Consider the following 23084-nt stretch of genomic DNA (forward strand, 5'->3'; position numbering starts at 1 on the left):
TCGACCTGAGGTCGGAGCTTCCCGCGGGACGGGTTCCGAGGCCGGGAACGACGACGGCGACGGCCGGGGGTGCCCGGTCCGTCGCCGTCGGTTCTACTCGTGCGGTTCCTGCGCGGCGGGTGGCTCCCGCCGTCGCCCTGTCAGCGCGCGGCGGGTGCGACGACCGCGGCGTCGGTCCTGACGGCCGCGCCCTCCTCGATGCCGTCGTCGGTGTCGTCGTTGTCGAAGCGGTGGTCGGTGCTCATGGTCGCCTCGTCGAAGGGCTCGCGGCCCTCGAGGACCTCGTCCACGCGGGCGCGGTCGATCTCCTTGGTCCACGTGCCGATGAGGACGGTCGCGACGGCGTTACCGGTGAAGTTGGTCAGCGCGCGGGCCTCCGACATGAAGCGGTCGATGCCGACGATGAGGCCGACGCCGTCCACCAGGTCGGGGCGGTGCGACTGCAGGCCGCCCGCGAGGGTGGCCAGGCCGGCGCCGGTGACGCCCGCCGCGCCCTTGGAGGCGATGATCATGAAGACGAGCAGCGAGATCTGCTCGCCGAGGGCCAGCGGCGTCCCCATGGCCTCGGCGACGAACAGGGAGGCCATCGTGAGGTAGATGGCGGTGCCGTCGAGGTTGAAGGAGTACCCGGTGGGCACGGTGACGCCCACCACGGGCTTGGAGACACCGAGGTGCTCCATCTTCGCGATCAGGCGCGGCAGGGCCGCCTCGGAGGAGGAGGTGCTGAAGATCAGCAGGTACTCGCGGCCGAGGTACTTCATCAGCTTGAAGATGCTGACGCCGGTGACGAGCCGCAGCAGTCCGCCCAGGATGACCACGATGAACAGGATGCAGGTGATGTAGAACGCGACCATGAGCGTGGCCATGCTGATGATCGCCTGCACGCCGGTCTCGCCGACGACGGCGGCGATGGCGCCGAAGGCACCGATCGGCGCGAGCCACATGATCATGACGAGGATGCGGAAGACCAGGGCCTGGATGTGGCCGATGCCCCGGAGGATCGGCTTCCCGGCCGAGCCCATCTTCTGCAGCGCGAAGCCGACGAGCAGTGCGACGAACAGCGTCTGGAGGATGCTGGGACCGGTCAGTGCGGACAGCAGCGTCGTGGGGATGATCCCGAGCAGGAACCCGATCGTCCCGCCGTCGCCGCCCTCGGCGGACTCGGGCACGGTGTAGGTGGAGGACGAGATGTCCAGGCCCTCACCGGGCTGGATGAGGTTGCCGACGACGAGCCCGATCGCGAGCGCGAAGGTGGACATGAGCATGAAGTAGCCGAGCGCCAGTCCGCCCACCTTGCCGACGGTCGCGGCCTTGGCGATCGAACCGACCCCGAGCACGATGGTGCAGAAGATGATCGGGGCGATCATCATCTTGATGAGGTTGATGAACCCGGTGCCGAGGGGCTTGAGGGCCTTCGCGAACTCGGGGGCGACGAGGCCGAGGACTGCTCCGAGGATCACGGCCGCGATGACGGCGATGTAGAGGAAGTGGGTCTTGTCGACCCGCTTGCGGGGTTGTGCTGGTCCGCTGTCGGACCGCGCTGGCGCCATAGCCATGCTGTTCTCCCTTGGTGTCGGCCGCCCGGCGGCGCCGGCGGGGAGGTCGTTCTCCGTCCGCGGGGGTCTGGCCAGGAAGCGTAGTGTTGAGTCGTTCCTCCCCATCGTGCCCGTGCGAGTGACCCGGATCACGATTGCGTTCATACTGGTCGTGGTCGTACAGGCGTGGGGGCCAATTCGGAAGGAGCGGATCCCCGCGTGAGTCGATGGAGCCTCGCCCGCCAGTTCTTCCTGGCCCAGCTCGTCTTCATCGTGGTCCTCTCGGCCTCCCTGTCGGTGATCCTGTACCTCGACGCCGCCCGGGGCGTGAACGACGCCGCGGCCGAGCGGATGGTCGCCGTCTCCACGTCGATCGCCCTCGAACCCGCCGTCCTGGACGCCGTCGGAGGCCCCGACCCCTCGGCGACCCTGCAGCCCTACGCGGTGGAGGTGATGGACCGCCTGGGCGTGGACTTCATCACCATCATGGCGACCGACCGTACGCGCTTCACGCACCGCAACCCGGAGGAGATCGGCAGGCCCTACATCGGGTCCGTGGCCGAGGCCCTGGCAGGCACCACGCACTCGGAGACCTACGCCGGGACCCTCGGGCCGTCCATCCGCGCGATCGTCCCCGTCGTGGACGACACCGGGACGGTGCAGGCCATGGTCGCCTCGGGCATCACCGTGGACCGTGCCGCCATCGCGCGGAACGCGCAGCTCCCGCTCGTCGCCCTCATCGCCCTGGGCGCGCTGGCGCTCGGGGCCCTCGCCTCGTTCCTGCTCAGCCGGCGCCTCCGGGACGCGACGCTGGGCATGGGACCGGCCGAGCTCTCCCGCACGTTCGTGTTCTACGACTCGGTGCTCCACTCCGTGAGGGAGGGGCTCCTCCTGACCGACGCGGCGGGGCGCCTGGTGCTCTACAACGACCAGGCGGCCCGGCTCCTCGGGCTCGACGGATCGCAGGAGCCCGTTCCGGCGTCGCACCTGGCGGTGCCGCCGTCGCTGCGCGAGCTGCTCTCCTCGGGCCGGCGGGCCCTGGACGAGGTGCACGTCACCGAGTCCCGGGTCCTGGTGGTCAACCAGGAGCCCGCCGTCCCGCCCACTGCGCCGGGCCGCACCGCCCAGGCCCAGGGTGCCCTGGGGACCGTCACGACCCTGCGCGACCACACCGAGATCGAGGCCCTGACCGGGCAGGTGGAGACCATGCGGACCCTGACGGACGCGCTGCGCTCGCAGACGCACGAGCACGCCAACCGCCTGCACACCATCGTCTCGCTCGTGGAACTCGGCAGGGACGCCGAGGCCGTGGATTTCGCCACCCGGGACCTCCAGCAGTCGCAGCGGCTCACGGACGAGGTGGTCCAGGCGGTCGACGAGCCGTTCATCGCGGCGCTCCTGGTCGGCAAGGCCGCCCAGGCGAACGAACGCGGTATCGAGCTCACCTCGGACATCGCCCCCGATGCCCAGGCCGGTTCGCTCCATCCCGTGGACCTCGTGACGGTCATCGGGAACCTCCTCGACAACGCGTTCGACGAGGCCGCCCGATCCGAGGAACCCCGTGTCCGGCTCGCGGTACGACGCGCGACGGACGGCGACGGCGCACCGGTCGTGGAGATCGTCGTCGAGGACAGCGGCAACGGCCTGCCCGACTCCGAGAAGGCCCGGATCTTCGACTTCGGCTACAGCACCAAGCCGCCGCACGAGGCCGGGGGCGGGACTCCGGCCGGACGCGGCATCGGCCTCGCCCTCGTCCGCCAGGCGGTACGACGCTTCGCGGGCTCGATAACGGTGACGGACACGGACGACGGCGGGGCGCGGTTCACCGTCCGGCTGCCCGTCGCGCCCGTCACCGGCCGGGTCGGCGCATGAGTGCCATCCGCGTCCTCGTCGTCGAGGACGACCCGGTCGCCGCGGACGCGCACGCCGAATACGTCCGGCGGCTCGAGGGGTTCGAGCTCGCGGGAGTCGCCCGGAGCGGCGCGGAGCTCGCGGCGTTCCTCCGGCTGGCGGGCGAGAAGCCGGGGCGCGGCGGGGCCGCCGTCGACCTCATCCTGCTCGACATGAACCTGCCGGACGCTCACGGACTGGACATCATCCGCCGCCTCCGCGGTCTCGGCCTCCCGGTGGACATCATCGCGATCACCGCCGTGCGGGACCTGCAGGTGGTGCGCTCGGCGATCTCCTCCGGCATCGTCCAGTACCTCATCAAACCGTTCACCTTCTCGGCGTTCCGGGAGAAGCTCGACGCCTACCGGGACTTCCACCGGAACCTCGTGGAGCAGGCCTCGGCCACCACGCAGGAGGAGGTGGACCAGGCCTTCGCCTCCCTCCGGCCCGCCACCGTGGCGGCACTCCCCAAGGGCCTCTCGGCGGAGACGCTGCGTGCCGTCTCGGGGGTCCTGAAAGAGCTGCACGAGCCCACCTCGGCGATCGAGGTGTCGGAGGCCCTGTCCATGTCCCGCGTCACGGCGCGGCGGTACCTCGAGTACCTCGCCGACCGCAGGTCGGTCCTCCGGACGCCTCGCTACGGCACGCGGGGGCGTCCCGAGTTCGAGTACACCTGGGCCCGGACCCCGCCGGAGCGGTAGGTGCGCGTCAGCCGGCCGGCGACGGGCGGAGCAGGGGCTCCAGCGCGTCGAGCACCGAGGGGTCCTCGATGGTGGACGGGACGGCGTACGCGGCCCCCGCCGCCATCTGCCGCATGGTCTTCCGCAGGATCTTGCCGGACCGCGTCTTCGGCAGCGCCTCGACGACGACGGCGGACCGGAAGTCGGCCACGGGGCCGATCGTGCGGCGGACCATCGCCACGAGCTCGGCCTCGAGCGTGGCCGGGTCGAGGGAGACACCCGCCTTGAGGACCACGTAGCCGCTCGCCCGCTGTCCCTTGACCGGGTCCTGCAGCCCGAGCACGGCGCACTCGGCGACGGCGGGGTGCTGGGCGATCACCTGCTCGATCGCGCCGGTCGAGAGCCGGTGCCCGGCGACGTTGATGACGTCGTCCGTGCGGCCCATCACGAACAGGTAGCCGTCCTCGTCCAGGTAGCCGGAGTCGCCGCTCGTGTAGAAGCCCGCGAAGTCGCTGAGGTAGGCGTCCCGGTAGCGGTCGTCGCTGCCCCACAGGGTGGTCAGCGTGCCGGGCGGGAGCGGAAGGCGCAGGGCGATGCTCCCCTCGGTCCCGGCCGCCACCGGGGACCCGCCGGGGTCGAGGATCACGACGTCGAACCCGGGTGAGGGCAGGGACGGCGATCCGGCCTTCAGCGGCACGCCGCCCAGCCCGCGCGGGTTCCCGCAGATGGGCCACCCGGTCTCCGTCTGCCACCAGTTGTCGACGACGGGCACGCCGAGGACCTCCCCGATCCACTCGGAGGTCCCCGTGTCGAGCCGCTCACCGGCCGAGAAGAGCGTCTCCAGCGAGGAGAGGTCGTGGGAGCGGACGGCCGCGGCGTCGGGGTCGGCGCGCCGGACGGAGCGGAGCGCGGTGGGCGCGGTGAACAGCACCTTCACACGGTGCTGTTCGATGAGCCGCCCGAAGGCCCCGGCGTCGGGGGTGCCCACGGGCTTCCCCTCGTACAGGACCGTCGTGGCGCCGGCCAGGAGCGGCCCGTAGACGATGTACGAGTGGCCCACCACCCAGCCGACGTCGGACGCCGTCAGCATCGTGTCGCCCGGGCCCACGCCGAAGATCGCCTGCATGGACCACGTCAGCGCCACGGCGTGCCCACCGTTGTCGCGCACCACACCCTTCGGAGAACCCGTGGTGCCGGAGGTGTAGAGGATGTAGAGCGGGTCCGTCGCGGCGACCTCCACGGGCGGGACGGCCTCCGCAGCGGCGACGGCCTCGTCCCAGTCCAGCCACCGCGTCCCGGGCTCCCGGTACTCGGTGATGCCGTGGCCGAACCCGTCGCGCGCCTTGACGACGACGGGCGTCCCGGCGCTGTCGGCGAGCGCGAGCGCCTCCTGGACCGCGGGGAGGTACTCGACGCGCCGGGCGGGTTCGATGCCGCCGTCCGCCGTCACGACCGCCGACGGCCGCGCATCCCTGATGCGGGCCGCCAGTTCGGCGGCGGCGAAGCCTCCGAAGACCACGGAGTGGGCGGCGCCGATCCGGGCGCAGGCGAGCATGGCGATGGCGGCCTCTGGGATCATCGGCAGGTAGATCAGCACCCTGTCGCCCTTGCCGACGCCGAGGCGCGCGAGCACGCCCGCGAAGACGGCGACCTCGTCGCGGAGCTCGGCGTACGTGATGGTGCGGACCGTGCCGAGCATCGCGGAGTCGTAGATCAGGGCCGCCTGGTCGCCCCGTCCCGCCTCGACGTGGCGGTCGAGCGCGTTGTAGCTCGTGTTGAGGGACGCGCCGGGGAACCAGCGGTACAGCGGTGCGTCCGCGGTGTCCACGGCGGCCGCGGGCGGGCGCACCCAGTCGACCGCATCGGCGGCCTGCAGCCAGAACCGCTCCGGGTCCGCGAGGCTCTCCGCGTGCAGTCGTCGGTAGTCCTGTCCGGGGAGAACCCCGGGTCCTGCATCGTGTTCGGCAGCCATGGTCGCCCCTCGTCGCGCGTGGATGGTGAGGACCAGTATCCACCATCACCTTCTGTATACATAGGAGTCATAACTTCCAGCTGAGATCCGTAAATTCTTGTACTTGTGCACTCCTTTGCATACATTGGAGCCGGTACAGCCCCGTGACAGCGGGGTGATCGGCACCACCAGGACGAGCCGGAGGAGGCGAGGATGCGGGCCAGTGATCGCGCCTACGCCCTCCTGCGCGCGGACATCGTCGAATGGCGGCTGGCCCCGGGGGACGTGCTCGCCGAGGTGGAGCAATCGGCGCGGCTCGGCGTCTCGAGGACCCCCCTGCGCGAAGCGCTCTCCCGGCTCGTCGCCGAAGGCCTCGCCAGCCCGCACGCCGGGCGCGGCGTCGTCGTCTCCGCGATCTCCCTCGCGGCCGTCGCCGATCTCTTCGACGTCCGCCTGCCCCTCGAATGCGCCGCCGTTCGGCTCGCCGCCGTGCGCGGCGATCGCCCCGTCTTCGCGGCCCTCGCTGGGGAGTTCGCCCGCGCCGGGCAGCTCATCGGGGACGACGACGGCGGCCAGGACGCGTACTACGCCCTCGTGGCGCGGCTCGACGCCCAGATCGACGAGGCGGCCGGGAACCCCTACCTGCTGCAGGCCCAGAAACCGATCCGCACCCATCTGGCCCGGGTCCGGCGGCTGGCCCGGGACCACCCGCCCCGCCTCCTGGCCTCGGCCCGCGAGCACGAGCAGATCGCGCTCGCCCTGGGCGCCGGCAACGCCGATCTCGCCGAGGCCTCGATGCGCGTGCACCTGCACACCAGCCTGCAGCACCTGCTCGCCCCGGACCCCACCCGAACCTGACCGACCCTGCAACCCACCCTGAACCAGCCCCGAACCACCCCCGCAGCACCGAGAGGAACACCATGGTCGAACTCCACCCCGTCCGCGTCCACCGCAGTGAGGAGAACCTCCCCCGGGAGGACCAGCTCGCCTGGAAGATCGCCGAGGTCGCCACGGATCCCGTCGAGGTCACGGCGGACGTCACCGACATGGTGATCAACCGGATCATCGACAACGCCTCCGTGGCCCTCGCATCGCTGAACCGCGCGCCCGTCGTCGCGGCCCGCGCCCAGGCGCTGAGCCACCCGGTCTCGGTCCACGGCTCGGGGGCCGCCGTCTTCGGCGTCGACTCCCCCGTCTCCGCGGAATGGGCCGCATGGGCCAACGGCGTCGCCGTGCGCGAGCTCGACTACCACGACACCTTCCTCGCCGCGGACTACTCGCACCCGGGCGACAACATCCCGCCCATCCTCGCCGCGGCGCAGCACACCGGCGCCTCGGGCCGCGACCTGGTCCGCGCGATCGCCACCGGGTACGAGATCCAGGTGGACCTCGTGAAGGCCATCTGCCTGCACGAGCACAAGATCGACCACGTCGCGCACCTCGGCCCCTCCGCCGCAGCGGGCATCGGCACGCTGCTCGGCCTCGACGCGGACGTCATCTTCCACGCCGTCGGACAGGCCCTGCACACGACGACGGCGACCCGCCAGTCCCGCAAGGGCGAGATCTCCACATGGAAGGCGCACGCCCCGGCCTTCGCCGGGAAGATGGCCGTCGAGGCCGTCGACCGCGCCATGCGCGGACAGACCTCGCCCACCCCCATCTACGAGGGCGAGGACGGCGTGATCGCCTGGCTCCTCGACGGACCCGGGGCCGCCTACGAGGTGCCCCTGCCCGCGCAGGGCGAGCCGAAGCGCGCCATCCTCGACACCTACACCAAGGAACACTCCGCCGAGTACCAGGCCCAGGCCTGGATCGACCTCGCCCGGCGCCTCCACGGCTCGCACCCCGAGGCCACGGACCCGTCGAACGTCGCGTCCGTGGTCATCCACACCTCCCACCACACCCACTACGTGATCGGCTCCGGCGCCAACGATCCGCAGAAGTACGATCCCACCGCCTCCCGGGAGACGCTCGACCACTCGATCCCCTACATCTTCACCGTCGCGCTGCAGGACGGCCGCTGGCACCACGAGGACTCCTACGCCCCCGAACGGGCCGCACGACCGGACACGGTCGCCCTCTGGCACAAGGTCACCACGGTCGAGGACCCCGAGTGGACGCGCCGCTACCACTCCCTGGACATCGCGGAGAAGGCCTTCGGCGGGCGGGTGGAGATCACCCTCACGGACGGCACCGTCATCACCGACGAGATCGCCGTGGCGGACGCGCACCCCCTCGGCGCCCGGCCCTTCGCCCGCGCCGACTACATCGCCAAGCTGCGCATGCTCGCCGCGGGCGTCGTGGACGACGCCGAGCTGGGCCGCTTCCTCGCCGCCGTCGAGCAGTTGCCCGACCTGCCGGCCGGCTCGCTGGGGCAGCTCAACATCCTCGCGCGCCCCGGCGTCATCGATGCGGCCGCCGCGCCGCAGGGACTCCTCTAGGAGGCGGCCGTGCTGTACTCGAGCGTCACCCCCGAACAGAAGCGCCGGACCCTCAGGGACGGGCTCGCCTCCGGGCGCCTTCAGCAGTTCCCGGGCGCCTTCAACCCGCTCTCGGCCCGCCTCATCGCCGACAAGGGCTTCGACGGCGTCTACATCTCCGGGGCGGTCATCGCCGCCGACCTCGGCCTGCCGGACATCGGCCTGACGACGCTGACGGAGGTCGCCCACCGTGCCGGGCAGATCGCCCGCATGACCGACCTGCCGTGCATCGTCGACGCCGACACGGGCTTCGGCGAGCCGATGAACGTGGCCCGCAGCGTGCAGGAGCTCGAGGACGCCGGGCTCGCGGGCTGCCACATCGAGGACCAGTTCAACCCGAAGCGCTGCGGCCACCTCGACGGCAAGAACGTCGTGGACCTCGACACGGCCGTGAAGCGCATCCGGGCCGCCGCCGACGCCCGCCGGGACCCGAACTTCCTGATCATGGCGCGCACCGACATCCGGGGCACGGACACGCTGGAGGCCGCCTGCGAGCGGTCGCGGGCACTCGTCGAGGCGGGCGCCGACGCCATCTTCCCCGAGGCCCTGCGGAGCCTCGAGGAGTTCCGCGCCGTCCGCGCCGCCGTGGACGTGCCGATCCTCGCCAACATGACCGAGTTCGGCAAGAGCGAGCTCTTCACCGTGGAGCAGCTGCAGGAGGTGGGCGTCACCATGGTGATCTACCCCGTCACGCTGCTGCGCAGTGCGATGGGCGCCGCCGAGCGTACGCTGGACTCGATCAGGACCCAAGGGACGCAGGAGGCGGCCGTGGCGGACATGCAGCCACGGAGCCGGCTCTACGAGCTGGTGGACTACGAGGGCTACAACCGCTTCGACTCCTCCGTCTTCGACTTCGAGATTCCCGACGGCCGCCCGCCGGGCGGCGCCGGATCCGCACGACCGACTGCACAGGAGGACCAGGCGTGACAGAACCACAGATCCACAAGGGGCTCGCGGGAGTCGTGGTGGACTACACCGCGGTCTCGAAGGTCAATCCGGAGACCAACTCGCTCCTGTACCGGGGATACCCCGTGCAGGAGCTCGCCGGTCACCGCGACGTCGAGGACGTCGCCTATCTGCTGTGGAACGGCGAACTGCCGGACCCCGAGGAGCGGGCGCGGTTCGATGCCTTCGAGCGCGCGCACCGGGCCCTCCCGGAGCAGGTGGTCGCGGCGATCGACCTGCTGCCGCTGACGGCCCACCCCATGGACGTGGCGCGGACGGCCGTCTCCGTGCTGGGCGCCTGCCACCCGCTGGCGAACGACAACTCGGTCGAGGCGAACATGGAGAAGGCCGCCACGCTGTTCGCGGTGTTCCCCGCCGTCGTCGCCTACGACCAGCGCCGCCGGCGCGGGCAGGCCCGCGTTGAGCCCCGCGACGATCTCGGCTATTCCGCCAACTTCCTGTGGATGACCTTCGGCGAGGAGGCTCCCGCCGAGGTGGTGCACGCGTTCGACGTGTCGATGGTCCTGTACGCGGAGCACTCCTTCAACGCGTCGACCTTCACCGCGCGGGTCATCACCTCCACCCTCTCGGACCTGCACTCCGCCGTGACCGGCGCCATCGGCGCCCTCAAGGGAGCCCTGCACGGCGGGGCGAACGAGGCCGTCATGCACACCTTCGAGGAGATCGGCATCCGCGAGGACGAGTCCTCCGAGGAGGCCGCCGCCCGCGCGAAGGCGTGGATGGAGGAAGCGCTGGCGTCGAAGAAGAAGGTCATGGGCTTCGGCCACCGGGTCTACAAGAACGGCGATTCCCGCGTCCCCACCATGAAGTCCGCGCTCGACGCCATGATCGGGTACTACGGCCGCGGCGAGATCCTGGGGCTGTACTCGGGGCTCGAGACGGCCATGGACGAGGCCAAGGGCATCAAGCCGAACCTGGACTACCCGGCCGGGCCCACCTATCACCTCATGGGGTTCGACACCGAGATGTTCACGCCTCTCTTCATCGCCGCGCGCATCACCGGCTGGACCGCCCACATCATGGAGCAGACGGCCGCCAACTCGCTCATCCGCCCCCTGAGCCTCTACAACGGGCCGGACGAGCGGCACGTCGAGGGCTGACCCGCGCGTGCCGGCGCCGTCGCGCTCAGTCGACGACGGCGCCGGCGACGCTCTCGTTGTCAGCGGCCATGACGAACCGGGCGTGGACCGGCCGCCCCGCGAGGACGGTCGGGACCCAGTGGGGAGCGTCCTGCCACATCTCCTGCCAGGGGATGGCACCGACCCCGTACCAGCGCGGTTCGATCTCCTCGCAGGGGACGGCGATGGCGCACCCGGCCTCGGCCGTGAACAGGGACGCCGCCATGTTCCAGGCGGGCTGTGCAGGGAACCGCCAGGTGATCGTCCCGGCCGCACGCACCTCCGTCGGCACGAGCGCGATGCCGCTCTCCTCCTCGACCTCGCGTACGGCCGCCTCCCGGGCTGTCTCCCGACCGTCGATCTTGCCGCCGAGGGCCACCACCCGGCCGGCGCCGAACCGGGTGCGCTTGAGGCCGAGCAGCACCTGCCGCCCGCCGTGTCCGTCACTGTCACTGTCACTGTCCCGGAAGAGGAAGCACAGGACCACCCGCCGGTAGTCGACGCCGTCGATGCCCACCCACTCGGGGGTCGTGAGGCCGGCGTCCCGTCCCGGCACGCCGGCCTCAGGCAAGGGCCCGCGGGTGGGCCGCCGCGTACACCTCCCGCAGCGTGTCGGCGGTGACCAGGGTGTAGACCTGCGTGGTGGTGACGGACGCATGGCCGAGGAGCTCCTGCACCACGCGCACGTCCGCCCCGCCCTCGAGCAGGTGGGTGGCGAAGGAGTGCCGGAGGGTGTGGGGTGAGACCTCACGGGTGACCCCGGCGCGCTCGGCCGCGCTCTTCAGGATGGTCCACGCGCTCTGCCGGCTCAGGCGCCCTCCCCGCATGTTGAGGAACAGGGCGGGGCTGCCCGTGCCCTTCGCGGCCAGCCCCGGACGGCCCTGCACGAGGTACGCGTCGACGGCCCGGGCGGCGTAGGACCCGACGGGGACGAGGCGCTCCTTCGATCCCTTGCCGGTGAGCCGGACCACGGCGGGACCGTCAGCGGTGTCGTGGACGGAGACGTCGTCGATGTCGAGGCCGACCGCCTCGCTGATCCTCGCCCCGGTCGAGTACAGGAACTCGAGCAGAGCGCGGTCCCGCTGGCCCGACGGCGATCCCGTGTCCACGGCCTCGAGGATCCGCACCACCTCCGGGACGGGGATGGCCTTCGGCAGGCGGCGCCCCGCCATGGGCGGGGCCACGTCGCGGGCCGGGTCCCCCTCGGTGATGCCCTCCAGGGCCCAGAACCGGTGCAGGCCCCGCACCGCGACGACCGTCCGTGCGGCGGACCGCGGACTCAGCGGCGACTGGCCGTCCTCCCCCGAGACGACGGCCTGCGCGAAGGCGGAGACGTCGTGGCGCGTGATGCGGGCGGCGTCCTCCACGCCCCGGGAGCCGAGGAACGCCTCGTACCGCCGCAGGTCGCGCCGGTAGGCCGCGAGCGTGTTGGCGGACAGGCCCCGTTCCACCGACATGTGCTGCAGGTAGTCGCGGACGAGCACGGTCAGCGGTCCGTCGTCGCCCGCGGGTGCCGTTCCCGGCATGATCGTCAGTCCCCGAGCACCGCACCGCGCGGCCAGGCGGAGTGCTGGCTGGGGTGCTCGGGCCAGGGGGTCGACGCGGGGCGCAGGCCGGCGAACCCGTCCTCACGCGCCACCCGGGCGGCGAGGATCGCGGCGGCCGCGGACGGGCTGTGGATACGCCCCTCGAGGACCGCGTCCACGGCGGCGTCGAGGTCCACCCACTTCAGTTCGATCTCGGCTTCCTCGTGGGTGCGCGTGTGCCGGTCGGCCTCGGGGACGTCCCCGATGTCGCGGGCCAGGTAGACGCGCAGCGCCTCCGAGGAGGACCCCGGCGAGAGGAAGAGGTCCACGAGGACGTGCCATCGCCCGGCCGTGAGGTCGGCCTCCTCCGCGAGCTCGCGCGCGGCGGCGTCGACGAAGTCCTCGCCGTCCTCGTCGAGCAGGCCGGCGGGGATCTCCCACAGCGCCATGCGCACCGGGTGCCGGTACTGGCGCAGCAGGAGGACCTGGCCGGCGTCGTTCAGCACGAGCACCGCGACGGCACCCGGGTGCTGGATGAAGTCCCGGGTGATGGTCTCGCCGTCTCCGGTCAGCGTGAACTGCTCGCTGACGACGTCCCACACCCGCCCCTCGTAGACCGTGGTGGTCCCGAGGAGCCGGCGCGGGCTCTGCTCGTCGCCGAAGCCGGCGTCGCTGACCCCCGGGGGCTGCACCGTCAGACCTTCGCGCCGCGGCGTTCGAGGGCCGCCTTGACCAGGCCGGCGAACAGCGGGTGCGGCCGCGTGGGGCGCGAGCTCAGCTCGGGGTGGGCCTGCGTCGAGACGTAGTACGGGTGCACGTCCTTCGGCAGTTCGGCGAATTCCACCAGCTTCCCGTCCGTGGTGGTGCCGGAGAACACGAGGCCGGCGGCGGCGATCTGCTCGCGGTACTCGTTGTTCACCTCGTAGCGGTGGCGGTGGCGTTCGAAGACCGTCGTCTTGCCGTAGGTCCCGGCGACCACGGAGCCTTCCTGGAGCTTGGCCTCCCAGCGTCCGAGGCGCATGGTGCCGCCCATGTCGCCCTCACCGCTGACGATGTGCAGCTGCTCGGCCATGGTCGCGATGACGGGGTACTTCGTGTCCGGCTCGAACTCGCTCGACGACGCGCCTTCGAGGCCCACGACGTTCCGGGCGTATTCGATGACCATGCACTGCAGTCCGAGGCAGAGGCCGAGGGTGGGGATCCTGTTCTCGCGGGCGTAGGTCAGCGCGCCGAGCTTGCCTTCCAGGCCGCGGATGCCGAAGCCGCCCGGGATGCAGATGGCGTCGACACCGTCGAGGGCCTGCTTGGCGCCCTCCGGGGTCTGGCACTCGTCCGAGGGCACCCATTTGATGGTGACCTTCGTCTTGTTCGCGAACCCGCCGGCGCGCAGCGCCTCGGTGACGGAGAGGTAGGCGTCGGGCAGGTCGATGTACTTGCCGACGAGCGCCACCTCGACGTGGTGCTTCGGGTTGTGGACGACGTCGAGGAGCTTGTTCCACCGGGTCCAGTTGACGTCCTTGAACTTCAGGTCGAGCGCCTGGACGATGTACGCGTCGAGGCCCTGGGCGTGGAGCGTCTTCGGGATGTCGTAGATGCTCGGCGCGTCGGCCGCGTTGACGACGGCGTCGATGTCGACGTCGCACATGCGGCCGATCTTCTCGCGCATCGCCATGGGCACCTCGCGGTCCGAGCGGATCACGATGGCGTCCGGCTGGATGCCGATGGAGCGCAGCATCGCCACGGAGTGCTGGGTGGGCTTGGTCTTGAGCTCCTGCGAGGGTCCGATGTACGGGACCAGGGAGACGTGCAGGAAGAAGACGTTGTTGCGGCCGATGTCCTGGCGGACCTGGCGGGCCGATTCGAGGAAGGGCTGCGACTCGATGTCGCCGACCGTCCCGCCGATCTCGGTGATGATGACGTCCGGCGCCTTCTTGCCCGGGGTGTGCTCCGCCGGCAGGCGCATGCGGCGCTTGATCTCGTCCGTGATGTGCGGGATGACCTGCACGGTGTCGCCGAGGTACTCGCCGCGGCGTTCCTTCGCGATGACCGTCGAGTACACCTGGCCGGTCGTGACGTTCGCCGACCCGTCGAGGTTCTCGTCGAGGAACCGCTCGTAGTGCCCGATGTCGAGGTCGGTCTCTGCGCCGTCGTCCGTCACGAAGACTTCACCGTGCTGGAACGGGTTCATCGTGCCGGGGTCGACGTTGAGGTAGGGATCAAGCTTCTGCATCGTCACGGAGAGGCCGCGCGCCCTCAGGAGGTGACCCAGGCTGGAAGCCGTCAGTCCCTTGCCGAGTGAGGAGGCCACGCCGCCAGTCACGAAGATGTGCTTGGTCGTTGCGGATTTAAGGAACCGGGAGTTTAGTTGCTGCGCCACGGAATTCGAGACTATCACCGAGCGGCGGTCCGGGCAGCATCGGCGAGCAGTTCCTCGGCGTGGGCCCGGGCCGATGCCGAGTCCTCCTGGCCGGCGAGCATCCTCGCGAGCTCGCGGACGCGTTCGTCGTCGGACAGCACCTCCACGTCGCTGGCCGTCACTCCCCCGCCCTCTCCGTCCCGGGAGACGTTCTTCGTGACCCGGATGTGCCGGGCGGCGAATGCGGCGACCTGCGGCAGGTGGGTCACCACGATGACCTGCACGTGCTCGGCCAGCATGGCCAGCCGCCGCCCGATCTCGACGGCGGCCTTGCCTCCGACACCCGCGTCCACCTCGTCGAACACGAAGGTGGGCACCGGGTCGACGGCGGCGAGGACCACCTCGATGGCGAGCATGACGCGGGAGAGCTCTCCGCCCGATGCCCCCTTGCCCAGGGCGCGCGGCGCGGAGCCGGGATGCGGCTGCAGGTTGAAGGCGATGTCGTCCGCGCCGTGGACGGAGAGCGACTCGCCCGGCGTGACCTCGATGAGCAGTTCGGCGTCCGGCATGGCCAGCGCCGTCAGCTCGTCGCTCACCTTCCGCGCGAGGCTCTCGGCCGCCGTGCGGCGCAGGGTCGACAGCGTGTCGGCGAGCCCGTGGACCTGCCGGTCCAGGTCCGCGATGACGTCGTCGAGCTCCTCCACGCGGGAGGAGTCGCCGCTGAGTTCGAGCAGCCGTTTGACGGCGTCCTCCTGCCACGCGAGCACCTCGTCGATGGTGGGGGCGTACTTCCGGACGAGGACGGACAGTGCGGCCCGCCGCGACTCGACCTCCTCGAGCCGGCCGGCGCCCTCGCTGTCGAGCGCCGTCCCGTAGCCGGCCAGCTCCGCGGAGATGTCCGCGAGGAGGTAGCCGACCTCGGCGAGCCGTTCGGCGAGCCGGCCCAGGTCGGCGTCGTGCTCGGCGACGGCCTCGAGCTGGCGTTTCGCCTCGTCGACCAGGGAGACGGCGTCCGCGCTGGCCCCGATCTCCTCGGACACGAGGGCCTGATGGGCCACGAGCGCCGCGGTGCGGAGCTCCTCGAGGTTGCCGAGGCGCATCGACTCGGCCTTCAACGCGGCGTCCTCGCCCGGCTGCGGGTCGAGGTCGCCGATCTCCGTCAGCGCCGCTTCGAGGCCCTCGGCCTCGCGCAGGCGTTCGCGGGCCTCGCTCCTCAGCCGGTCGCGTTCGGTGAGGGCATCGCGCCACTGGCGGAACGCCTCGCCGTACGCGCGGAGCGCCTCGTCGACGGGCTTGCCGCCGAACTTGTCGAGCGCCTGCCGCTGCGCAGCGGCCCCCTTCAGCCGCAGCTGGTCCGACTGCCCGTGCACGACGACGAGTTCGTCGCCCAGCTCCGCGAGGACCCCGACGGGCGCGGCCCGGCCGCCCACGTACGCGCGGCTCCGGCCCTCGCTGGTCACGGTGCGGGCGAGGATCAGTTCGGCGACGCCGTCGTACTCCTCCAGGGCGGCTCCCGCCTCCGCGGCCCGCAGCGCGGCGGGGCTCATCGGTTCGAGCCTCAGCACGGCCTCCGCGGACGCGGATCCGGCACCGAGCCGGACGGCGCCGGCGTCGGACCGGGCACCGCGGAGCAGTCCGAGGGCCGTGATGACCATCGTCTTGCCTGCGCCGGTCTCGCCGGTGACGACCGTCAGGCCGGGCCCGAGGCGGAGGGTGGCGTCGGTGATGACGCCGAGGTCGCGGATACGCATTTCCTCGATCATCGTGTGGGTCCGTCCTGGTGCTGCACGGGGCCCCGCCACCCCTGGATGGGCAGTTCGAACTTGCGGACGAGGCGTTCGGAGAACGGCGTCTGCCGGGTGCGGGCGAGGCGCACCGGGTTGTCGGAACGCCGCACCTCGACGCGCGCGCCGGGCGGCAGGTCGATGCTCCGCCGTCCATCGCACCACAGCACGCCTGATGCGTCGGTGCGGGTCAGCAGTTCGACGGCGAGCACGGAGGTGGGCGCGACGACGAGCGGCTTCGCGAACAGGGCGTGGGCGCTGATGGGCACCATGAGCAGTGCCTCGACCTCCGGCCACACGATGGGTCCGCCGGCGGAGAACCCGTACGCGGTCGATCCGGTCGGGGTGGCGAGGACCACGCCGTCGCAGCCGAAGGAGCTCACCGGGCGGCCGTCGACCTCCATGACCACCTCGATCATGCGTTCGCGGCTCGCCTTCTCGATGGCGGCCTCGTTCAAGGCCCAGCTCTGCCCGAGCAGGGTGTCGCCCTGCCAGACGAGGACCTCGATGGTGGTGCGCTCCTCGACGGTGTAGCTGCGATCGGCGATCCACCGCACCGTCTCGGCGAGGTCCGCCCGCTCGCTCTCCGCGAGGAAGCCCACATGGCCGAGGTTGACGCCGAGCAGGGGGATGTCGGCCTCCCGCACGAGCTCCGCGGCGCGCAGGATGGTGCCGTCGCCGCCGAGGACCATGACGAGTTCGACGTCGCCGAAGTCGACGCCGTCGCCCAGTTCCTCGGCGGGTGCGGCGAGGGCGCCGTACTCGCCCTGCAGATCGGCGAGTTCCTCCTTGCGCATGACGGGCTTCAGCCCGAGGTCGTGGAGGCGCGTGCACGCTTCCTGCGCCGCGATCATCGCGTTCCTGCGGCCGGTGTGCGCGAGCACCAGAATTCGTCTACTCATCAAGCTCCGTCTGATTGGTCGGTCGGGGCGGCGGGGAAGAGTGCTGCCTGGGCGAGCGCCTGGTCCGTCAACCGGTCGAGCTCCCCCTCGATCCTAGGCACCATCGCGCGGCTCGGCATCTTTATCCACACGAAGTACTCCAGGTTGCCATCCTGTCCGGGCAACTCGCTCTGCGCGACGCCGCCGATGTCCAGCCCGCACTCGAGGGCGCTGTGCAGCACGCCGGCCACCGCTCGGCGGCGGGCCTGCGGCGACGTGACGACGCCGAGTCGGTTGAGGCCGCTGCGCCCCACCTCGAACTGGGGCTTCACCATCAGGAGCAGGTCCCCGCCGGGGTGCGTGGCGCCCGCAAGAGCCGCCATCACGAGCCGGAGGGAGATGAACGAGAGATCGGCGACGGTCAGCTCCACCGGTCCGCCGATGTCCCCGGGCTCGAGGTGGCGGACGTTCATGCCTTCGAACACCTGCACCCGAGGGTCGTCGCGCAGCTGCTGCACGAGTTGACCGTGTCCCACGTCGACCGCCGCGACCTGGCGGGCACCGCGCCGGAGCAGGACGTCCGTGAACCCGCCGGTGGAGGCCCCGGCGTCGAGGCATCGCCGGCCGGCCGGGTCGATGTCCGGGAAGGCGCGCAGGGCGCCGTCGAGCTTGGTGCCCGCCCGGCTCACGTAGTCCTCGCCCTGTCCCTCGACGGAGAGGACGTCCCCGGGCGGGACCGCGATCGAGGGCTTCCGCGCCACGACGCCGCCGCGGAGCACCCTGCCCGCGGCGATCAGCTGGGCCGCGTGGGAGCGTGAACGCGCGAGCCCCCGGGCCACGAGTTCCTGATCAAGGCGAGCCATGGGCTCCCGCCTGACGGAGCGTCCGCTCCGGGTCGAGCTCCCGGGCGAGCCGGTCGTGGACGTCCACGTACACGTCGGCGTGCTCCGCGACCGCGAGGTCCTGCAGCCCGTCGAGGAGGTCGAGGATCCGATCGACGGCCGTCCCACCCGTCGGCGACGGCATGCCGCCCTCCGGAGCGGAGGCCTGTGCCTCGTCCATCTGGTCCCTTCCTGTTGCGCTGCCTCGAACACTGCCCGGAGCGGAGGAGCCTGTGTGCCCGGTCCGTACCGTGTCCAGCCTAGCCAGCGGCTTCGAAGCTCACCTCGGGAGCGGTCGCCGTCGTCGCTGTCGGGTGGGCTGCCCACCAGGCGGCGCAGGCCGCACGCCAGCTGTCGACGTCGTCCTCGCGGCCGGTGACGGCCACCGTCGAGCCCGCGACGCGGGCCGTCGCGCCGCCGCACGTGGAGGCGCCGGCGTCGCCGGTGACCGCGGGGTACTCCTCGTACAGCTCCGCGAGGGAGCCGAGGAGGTAGTCCGGGCGCTCGTCGACCCGTGCCGCCAAGGCGGTCCTGACCGAGTCCACGCCGGTGAGGACGAGGGCCGTGGACATGCCCGCCCGATTGCCGCCCAGGATGTCCGTGTCGAGGCGGTCACCCACCACAAGGGCTCGCTCTGCGCCCGAATGGCGTGCGGCCGTCCGGAAGAGGGCCGCCTCCGGCTTGCCGGCCACGGAGGGTGACTGCCCGGTCGCGGCGGCGACCGCGGCGACCAGGGTCCCGTTGCCGGGAGCGATGCCGCGCTCCTGCGGGATGGACAGGTCCGTGTTGGTCGCGACCCACACGGCGCCCGCAGCCACGGCGTAGGCCGCCTCCGCGAGGTCCTTCCACCCGAGGGCCGGCGAGAATCCCTGGATGACGGCGTCCGGCCCGTCAGCCGCTGATCCGACGACGGCGAACCCCTGCTGCCGGATGCAATCCGCGAGGGACTCGCTGCCGACCACGAGCACCGACGCACCGGCGGGCACCAGGCCGGCCAGCAGTTCGGCGCCCGCCAACGCGGACCCGAAGACCTGGTCGGCACGGGCCGGCGCTCCGAGCTCCCGCAGGTGGGCGGCCACCTGCTCGGAGGATCGCGACGCATTGTTCGTCACGTAGGCGAGGCTCTTGCCCTCGTGGGCGAGCCGCTCCAGGGCGGCGGTGGCCCCCGGGATGGCGTGCGGTCCGGCGTACACGACGCCGTCGAGGTCCGCGAGGATCCCGTCGTAGCCGTCGATCAACCGATCAGTCATCGACGCCGTCCTCCGACCGCGTCGCGTCCGGCGCTGCGGAGACTTCGACCGGCATCGGCGGGGTCCCTGCCGCACCGGCACGATCGGCATTCTTCGCGCTCTTGGCCGGCTTGGTGTCCTTGGTCGCCTTGGCCGCCTTGCCGTCCTTGGTTGCCTTGCTGTCCTTAGTTGCCTTGGCCCCCTTGGCCGCCTTGCCGTCCTTGCTGTCCTTGGTTGCCTTGGCCGCCTTGCTGTCCTTCGCGTCCTTGCTGTCCTTAGTTGCCTTGGCCCCCTTGCTGTCCTTGCTGTCCTTCGCGTCCGACGGCGCTGAGTCCGCGCCCCCTCCGTCATCCATGCTGAACAGCACCTCGGTCTGCAGAGGCTGCACCGAAGAAGCCGACTCGCCGACAGGGATGGCCTCGACAGGCACCGGGTCGGTACTCACTGCCGGTTCCTCCACCGAGGCGTCCTCCGACCCCGGAACCACGGCGGACCCGTCCTCCGCTGCGTTGCCCGAGCCATCCACGGCGTCCTTCGCTGCTGACTGGTCCTCCACCGGATCGACGAGAGTCGCTTGAGTGTCCTGCACCGCAGCACCTGACGGCTCGTCCGTCCCTGTCAAAGCCGCATCAGCCTCTCCCGCGGCTTCGTGGTCGGCCTCGTGCTCGTCCTCGTGCTCGTCCTTGTGCTCGTCCTTGTGCTCGTCGTTGTGCTCGTCCTTGTGCTCGTCCTTGTGCTCGTCGTTGTGCTCGTCCTTGTGCTCGTCCTTGTGCTCGTCGTTGTGCTCGTCCTTGACCGCCCCCGCGTCCTCGGACGCTCCGGCAGAGGGCTGCTCATTCCCCGTGGGCACTCCGGCTGCTGCCGCCGTCTCGCCGGCGTCGGCCTCCGCGCCGTCCGCAGCGTCCGTAGCGTCTGCAACGTCTGCAGCGTCTGCAACGTCCGCAGCGTCCGCAGCGATCGTCACGTCGGTCACGTCGGTCACGTCGAAGAGCGAAGCGGCTTCGTCGGCTTCGTCTGCCTGCTCGGCGGTGTCTGCTGACGCTTCGCGCTGAGGCTCATCGGCACTGGCACCTGCGGGTGTCTGTGCTGGTGCGCCGAGGACGTCCGCCACCTTCGGCACCGGGGTGGGAGCGGGTTCGTCGTCCTCTCCGAGGTCGATGATGTCGGGCTCGAGGTCGTCGTCCAGACCGAGGGCCTTCTCCGCCACCCGGGCCTGGCGCCGCCACTTCTCCGACTCGCCGGAACGGCCGGCAGCATCGAGCGCTGCCGCATACGCACGGAACAGGCGGGGAGTGAAGGAGAAAGCGCGGTGCAGGTCCAGCTGAGGGATCTCGAGGGCAGCGACGGCGGCATCGAGCTGGCCCAGGTCCGAGCGTGCACCGGACACGACCATGGCGAGTTCGGCCTTGCCGGCGGCATCGAGGGACTCGGCCTCCTCGCTGCGAGCGAGGTCGAGCGCCCTGTCGGGACGCCCCAGGCCGCGCTCACAGTCAGCCATGACCGGGAGGTGGACGTTGGATCCGCTGATCCTGCGGAACGTCCGGAATTCACGCAAGGCCTCGCCGTAGTGTCCTGCACCGTATGCGGTCAACCCGACGGCTTCCCGGACGGCAGCAAGGCGTCCACCGCGGCGGCTCGCAGCGAGGGCATGCTGGAAAGCCAGCTCCGGGTCGAGGTCCAGGAGTCGACCCGCCATCACGAGGTGCTTCGCGACCCAGAGGGCGCTTCGTTCCTCGAGGTTGCGGATCTGGGCCCGGGTCACCCGGTCGAGCTCGTCGCCCTTGACGTCCTCGTCGATCTCCGGGGAACGCTCCCGGTCCGGTCGGTTCGCGCTCCGGAGATCCCGGGCGTTGTGGGGACGGGGGGCGGCGGACTCTTCCGATCCGTAGCCCTGGTGCCGGTCACTGTCACGGCGCTCGGAGCCGGAACCCCTCTCCTGGCGATCCGATGGTCGCCGGTGGGAGTTGCCCCGTTCGGGCGAACGTCGCTGCCCGGCGGACTGTCCCTCTCCGGACGCGGAACGCGACTGCCAGGGACGATCGCGACCCTCGTCGGACCGGCGCGTCGGCGCCTGGCCTCGACTGGCGGACCGCGGCTGCCGATCGGCAGCGGAGCCCGATGACGACCCACCGCGGGAGGCTGCCCCGCGCAGCTGGGCACCCCGCCCCTCCTCGGGCCCTCGTGCCGGTCGCTCCGTCGAACGGGATGCTGAGCGGTCGGGGTTCTGGCCTCTGCGGTCGCTCCATTGCTGACTGCCGCCACCGTCCCTGGCCTGACCCGTCCGACCCTCGCGTGGTCGGTCCGGACGGTCTCGACGGTCGTCCTGGCCGGCTCGTTCCGGTCGCCCGCCCCGGCTTCCTCCGGTGCGTGCGTCGGACTGCCCTTTCCAGGCAGGCCGATCACCCGGGGGACGCCCTGCGCTGCCCGATGCCTGCGAGCCCTCGCCGGTCCGGTTGCTGTCACCGCTCGGGCTGCGATCGGCGGATCCGGGGCGGGAGTCGTCGTCGGCGCGAGCGTCATCTCCGGCGCGGGGCGTCGATGGACGAGTGCCCTGGGCGGCCGACTTCGAGCCCCAGGAGTGACGGCGTTCAGGCCGCTCGGACCCTCCCTGATGACCGTCCGCCGGCCCATCCGACCGGCGGGGGTTTCCGTCTTGTCCGGCGGTGTGCTCCTGCTCAGTCATGGCAGTGCGGTCCTCTCATCAGGGTCCGGCATCTCTACCGGCGGGTCTCTATTTTGCTGTGGGTACTACCCATCTATGGAACCACGAAGCGGCCGCCCCCACGTCATCGTGATGCCTGGATCAGCCCCTTGTGATGCACACCTCTGCGCCGGGGTGAACGCCTCTGCCGGCGGCCGCCAAGGAGCCGCGGCACCGGCTCTCCCGAACCGGCCGTCGACGTCCTGCTGCACCAGCTCCGCCAGGCCGGCCCCTTCGGAATTCCTAGAGATCCCCACCGATGGACTGGGCCTCAGGCAGCGTGAGGCATTCAGAACCGGAAGCACTACGAATCGTATCGGGATCCCATCCCGCTCCGATGAGGTAGATCACTGCGATGTCCGGAGAGCGCAACTGGACTTCGTCGTGTCCCGCGAGCTGAGGGCAGAGCCGCCGGGGTGCTCGAGGCGCCCGCTGATCGCCTCCGTGGGTCCGTTGCCGTTGCCGGGGCAGTCGAGGAAGGCGAGGACGACGAGGACGACGAGGACGACGCCGGCGCATTGTTTCGAGGTCCGGCCGACTCCGCCCCTGACGGATGCGCTGCCGGCACCTATCCAACGCGTCGTGGGCGAGCCCGACACCAGGGACCGGGTGCATGACCGGGTCTGCACCCGGACGCTCCTCGGACGCGGCGGTCCTGAACCCGGTGCACCCTGAAGGCACCCCCTCACCTGGGGACACGGCATTCCAGCACCGAGCCCTTCCAGCCAGGGTGGTGCCAACAGCCACCAGGCCGAACCTGTCGAGCCGGCAGAACGTCATCGGATCACACGCCGCCCAAGGGGGCCTGGGGTCAGGGGGTGGGAGCGATGGGGTCGGGGGTGGATTCCCGACGAGCTGAGGCTCCGCCCCGCTATCTGGTGGTTAACGTGGGAAGGCCCCGCACCTGGTGGTGTGGGGCCTTCCTGTAATGGTTGTCCGGCGGTGTCCTACTCTCCCACACTCTCTCGGGTGCAGTACCATCGGCGCTGTGGGTCTTAGCTTCCGGGTTCGGAATGGGACCGGGCGTTTCCCCCACGCTATGACCGCCGTAACCCTTGCTACCTGACGCGCCCGTGCCGTGCCCCCGGGTGCCCTGATGGGCGGGG

18 protein-coding genes, 1 rRNA gene and 1 pseudogene are annotated in these 23084 nt (G+C 71.3%); 6 read left to right on the forward strand and 14 right to left on the reverse strand.

Features of this window, described 5'->3' with window-relative positions; genetic code table 11:
• Window positions 1-140 precede the first annotated feature (140 nt).
• Window positions 141-1550: a cation:dicarboxylate symporter family transporter gene (locus RY94_RS14910; RefSeq protein WP_043447025.1), complete on the reverse strand. Its 1410-nt coding sequence runs from the start codon at window positions 1548-1550 to the stop codon at window positions 141-143.
• A 204-nt stretch (window positions 1551-1754) separates the two neighbouring features.
• Here RY94_RS14910 and RY94_RS14920 point away from each other — a divergent pair, with 204 nt between their 5' ends.
• Together RY94_RS14920 and RY94_RS14925 are read left to right on the forward strand one after the other, a co-directional pair.
• Window positions 1755-3407: a sensor histidine kinase gene (locus RY94_RS14920; RefSeq protein ID WP_043447030.1), complete on the forward strand. Its 1653-nt coding sequence runs from the start codon at window positions 1755-1757 to the stop codon at window positions 3405-3407.
• Window positions 3404-4126, forward strand: coding sequence for a response regulator (locus RY94_RS14925; RefSeq protein WP_043447031.1), 723 nt, complete (start codon window positions 3404-3406; stop codon window positions 4124-4126). Before RY94_RS14920 ends, RY94_RS14925 begins: the two co-directional genes overlap by 4 nt.
• Window positions 4127-4133: 7 nt before the next feature.
• Here RY94_RS14925 and RY94_RS14930 read toward each other — a convergent pair whose 3' ends face one another.
• Window positions 4134-6077, reverse strand: a complete 1944-nt coding sequence (locus RY94_RS14930) for an AMP-binding protein (protein ID WP_052274448.1) — start codon at window positions 6075-6077, stop codon at window positions 4134-4136.
• A gap of 192 nt (window positions 6078-6269) precedes the next feature.
• Between RY94_RS14930 and RY94_RS14935 the strand changes: the two genes are divergently transcribed.
• The 4 genes from RY94_RS14935 (at window position 6270) to RY94_RS14950 (ending at window position 10602) form a co-directional block, all read left to right on the forward strand.
• The gene (locus RY94_RS14935) at window positions 6270-6914 is read left to right on the forward strand and encodes a GntR family transcriptional regulator (RefSeq protein ID WP_043447035.1); all 645 of its coding nucleotides are present in this window, start codon (window positions 6270-6272) and stop codon (window positions 6912-6914) included.
• A gap of 62 nt (window positions 6915-6976) precedes the next feature.
• Complete coding sequence (locus RY94_RS14940; RefSeq protein ID WP_043447037.1) at window positions 6977-8497, forward strand: MmgE/PrpD family protein; 1521 nt, start codon at window positions 6977-6979, stop codon at window positions 8495-8497.
• Window positions 8498-8506: 9 nt separating this feature from the next.
• Window positions 8507-9463, forward strand: a complete 957-nt coding sequence (prpB, locus tag RY94_RS14945; RefSeq protein WP_043447040.1) for a methylisocitrate lyase — start codon at window positions 8507-8509, stop codon at window positions 9461-9463.
• The gene (locus RY94_RS14950) at window positions 9460-10602 is read left to right on the forward strand and encodes a bifunctional 2-methylcitrate synthase/citrate synthase (RefSeq protein WP_043447042.1); all 1143 of its coding nucleotides are present in this window, start codon (window positions 9460-9462) and stop codon (window positions 10600-10602) included. The genes prpB and RY94_RS14950 overlap by 4 nt, the downstream gene beginning before the upstream one ends.
• Window positions 10603-10627: 25 nt before the next feature.
• On the opposite strand, the gene RY94_RS14955 is transcribed toward RY94_RS14950, so the two are convergent.
• From RY94_RS14955 to rrf, 12 genes and pseudogenes are all read right to left on the reverse strand, one after another.
• Window positions 10628-11191: an NUDIX domain-containing protein gene (locus RY94_RS14955; protein WP_231554559.1), complete on the reverse strand. Its 564-nt coding sequence runs from the start codon at window positions 11189-11191 to the stop codon at window positions 10628-10630.
• Window positions 11184-12146 (reverse strand): site-specific tyrosine recombinase XerD, encoded by a 963-nt coding sequence (gene xerD, locus RY94_RS14960; RefSeq protein WP_043447045.1) that lies wholly within the window; start codon window positions 12144-12146, stop codon window positions 11184-11186. The genes RY94_RS14955 and xerD overlap by 8 nt, the downstream gene beginning before the upstream one ends.
• A 5-nt stretch (window positions 12147-12151) precedes the next feature.
• Window positions 12152-12838: an NUDIX domain-containing protein gene (locus RY94_RS14965; protein ID WP_043447047.1), complete on the reverse strand. Its 687-nt coding sequence runs from the start codon at window positions 12836-12838 to the stop codon at window positions 12152-12154.
• A 2-nt stretch (window positions 12839-12840) separates the two neighbouring features.
• Window positions 12841-14541 carry a CTP synthase gene (locus RY94_RS14970; RefSeq protein WP_043447050.1) on the reverse strand — a complete coding sequence of 567 codons (1701 nt, stop codon included), beginning with the start codon at window positions 14539-14541 and terminating at the stop codon, window positions 12841-12843.
• Window positions 14538-16265, reverse strand: a complete 1728-nt coding sequence (gene recN, locus RY94_RS14975; protein WP_043447052.1) for a DNA repair protein RecN — start codon at window positions 16263-16265, stop codon at window positions 14538-14540. Before recN ends, RY94_RS14970 begins: the two co-directional genes overlap by 4 nt.
• On the reverse strand, window positions 16262-17188 hold the full coding sequence (locus RY94_RS14980; RefSeq protein ID WP_043447055.1) for an NAD kinase: 927 nt from the start codon (window positions 17186-17188) through the stop codon (window positions 16262-16264). The genes recN and RY94_RS14980 overlap by 4 nt, the downstream gene beginning before the upstream one ends.
• Complete coding sequence (locus RY94_RS14985) at window positions 17188-18030, reverse strand: TlyA family RNA methyltransferase (RefSeq protein WP_043447059.1); 843 nt, start codon at window positions 18028-18030, stop codon at window positions 17188-17190. Before RY94_RS14985 ends, RY94_RS14980 begins: the two co-directional genes overlap by 1 nt.
• On the reverse strand, window positions 18017-18229 hold the full coding sequence (locus RY94_RS14990; protein WP_043447062.1) for a hypothetical protein: 213 nt from the start codon (window positions 18227-18229) through the stop codon (window positions 18017-18019). Before RY94_RS14990 ends, RY94_RS14985 begins: the two co-directional genes overlap by 14 nt.
• Window positions 18230-18308: 79 nt before the next feature.
• Window positions 18309-19298 carry an HAD-IIA family hydrolase gene (locus RY94_RS14995; RefSeq protein WP_043447064.1) on the reverse strand — a complete coding sequence of 330 codons (990 nt, stop codon included), beginning with the start codon at window positions 19296-19298 and terminating at the stop codon, window positions 18309-18311.
• Complete coding sequence (locus RY94_RS18485) at window positions 19291-21039, reverse strand: hypothetical protein (RefSeq protein WP_231554560.1); 1749 nt, start codon at window positions 21037-21039, stop codon at window positions 19291-19293. Before RY94_RS18485 ends, RY94_RS14995 begins: the two co-directional genes overlap by 8 nt.
• 1286 nt (window positions 21040-22325) lie before the next feature.
• A pseudogene (locus RY94_RS18760) lies at window positions 22326-22517 on the reverse strand (hypothetical protein); the annotation flags it as partial.
• A 395-nt stretch (window positions 22518-22912) separates the two neighbouring features.
• Window positions 22913-23029: ribosomal RNA gene (gene rrf / locus RY94_RS15010) — 5S ribosomal RNA — on the reverse strand.
• Between the last annotated feature and the right edge of the window lie 55 nt (window positions 23030-23084).

Origin of the sequence: Arthrobacter sp. L77, assembly GCF_000816565.1 — a bacterium.
Classification (GTDB): domain Bacteria; phylum Actinomycetota; class Actinomycetes; order Actinomycetales; family Micrococcaceae; genus Arthrobacter_D; species Arthrobacter_D antioxidans.

Excerpts from the sequence above, each read along its gene's own strand:
- RY94_RS14910 (WP_043447025.1), bottom strand. The coding sequence starts at position 1,550 with ATGGCGCCAGCGCGGTCCGACAGCGGACCAGCACAACCCCGCAAGCGG.
- RY94_RS14925 (WP_043447031.1), top strand. The coding sequence starts at position 3,404 with ATGAGTGCCATCCGCGTCCTCGTCGTCGAGGACGACCCGGTCGCCGCG.
- RY94_RS14930 (WP_052274448.1), bottom strand. The coding sequence starts at position 6,077 with ATGGCTGCCGAACACGATGCAGGACCCGGGGTTCTCCCCGGACAGGAC.
- RY94_RS14935 (WP_043447035.1), top strand. The coding sequence starts at position 6,270 with ATGCGGGCCAGTGATCGCGCCTACGCCCTCCTGCGCGCGGACATCGTC.
- RY94_RS14940 (WP_043447037.1), top strand. The coding sequence starts at position 6,977 with ATGGTCGAACTCCACCCCGTCCGCGTCCACCGCAGTGAGGAGAACCTC.
- xerD (WP_043447045.1), bottom strand. The coding sequence starts at position 12,146 with ATGCCGGGAACGGCACCCGCGGGCGACGACGGACCGCTGACCGTGCTC.
- recN (WP_043447052.1), bottom strand. The coding sequence starts at position 16,265 with ATGATCGAGGAAATGCGTATCCGCGACCTCGGCGTCATCACCGACGCC.
- RY94_RS14980 (WP_043447055.1), bottom strand. The coding sequence starts at position 17,188 with ATGAGTAGACGAATTCTGGTGCTCGCGCACACCGGCCGCAGGAACGCG.
- RY94_RS14985 (WP_043447059.1), bottom strand. The coding sequence starts at position 18,030 with ATGGCTCGCCTTGATCAGGAACTCGTGGCCCGGGGGCTCGCGCGTTCA.
- RY94_RS14990 (WP_043447062.1), bottom strand. The coding sequence starts at position 18,229 with ATGGACGAGGCACAGGCCTCCGCTCCGGAGGGCGGCATGCCGTCGCCG.
- RY94_RS14995 (WP_043447064.1), bottom strand. The coding sequence starts at position 19,298 with ATGACTGATCGGTTGATCGACGGCTACGACGGGATCCTCGCGGACCTC.